This window comes from Primorskyibacter aestuariivivens, from assembly GCF_028023675.1.
Lineage (GTDB): Bacteria > Pseudomonadota > Alphaproteobacteria > Rhodobacterales > Rhodobacteraceae > Marinovum > Marinovum aestuariivivens.
This window is the reverse complement of the sequence record NZ_JAQIOZ010000042.1, coordinates 1-1,167: the sequence shown is the minus strand read 5'-3', so window position 1 is coordinate 1,167 and position 1,167 is coordinate 1. Positions and strand designations below refer to the sequence as shown.

General features: G+C 67.4%; 1 protein-coding gene. It reads left to right on the top strand.

Annotated features, from left to right (window positions below; all coding sequences use genetic code 11):
• The coding region (locus PGB28_RS21285; protein ID WP_271423512.1) for an aldehyde dehydrogenase (NADP(+)) at positions 1 to 1,167 on the top strand (1,167 nt) is incomplete at both ends.

Here is a 1,167-nt window from a genome sequence, read left to right as displayed (position 1 = left end):
GCGCTGGTGGACCGGGCTGCCAAGGCCGCGGAAGAGGCGTTCTGGTCCTATGGCCATTCCTCGCGCGAAGACCGCGCGGCGTTTCTGAACGCCATCGCCGACGAGATCGAGGCGCGTGGTGACGCGATCACCGCCATCGGCACCTCGGAGACCGGCCTGCCCGAGGCACGGCTTCAGGGCGAGCGCGGGCGCACCACCGGACAGTTGCGGCTCTTTGCCGAGCATATTCTCAAGGGCGACTACCTCGACCGGCGTCACGACGCGGCCCTGCCCGACCGCGCGCCCCTGCCTCGGCCCGATCTGAAGATGGTGCAGCGTCCCATCGGCCCGGTGGCGGTGTTCGGCGCGTCGAACTTTCCGCTGGCCTTTTCCACGGCGGGCGGCGACACGGCAAGCGCGCTGGCGGCGGGCTGCCCTGTCGTGGTCAAGGGGCATTCGGCCCATCCCGGCACGGGCGAGATCGTGGCCGAGGCGATTCATGCGGCGATCAAATCATGCAACCTCCATCCTGGTGTGTTCAGCCTGATTCAGGGCGGCAAGCGCGATGTTGGCACGGCACTGGTTACACATCCGTTAATCCGCGCGGTCGGATTCACCGGATCGCTGGGCGGCGGGCGCGCGCTCTTTGATCTTTGCGCGCAGCGGCCCGATCCGATCCCGTTTTTCGGCGAGCTGGGCTCGGTTAACCCGATGTTCATCCTTCCCGGGGCATTGTCGGCCCGTGGCGCGGGAATCGCCGAAGGCTGGGCCGGATCGCTGACCATGGGCGCGGGTCAGTTCTGTACCAACCCCGGGATTGCCGTTGTCATTGACGGGCCAGAGGCCGACGCTTTCATCGAGGCGGCGACGAAAGCGCTGGAACCGATGGGCGCGCAGACCATGCTGACCGACGGCATTGCCGCAGCCTATCGCGCCGGACGTGAGCGCGTGGCGGGGACGGCGGGCGTGCAGGAGCTGCTGAGCTCGACCTGCGACCTGCGCAATGCCACGCCCTATCTCTTTGCCACGACGGGCAAGGAATGGCTGGCCAATGAGGCGCTGGGCGAAGAGGTGTTCGGCCCGCTCGGCCTGATCGTGCGGGTGGCGGACGAAGAGGAGATGGCGGAGATGGCCAAATCGCTCCAGGGGCAGCTGACCTGCACGCTGCATATGGATGAGGGCGATACG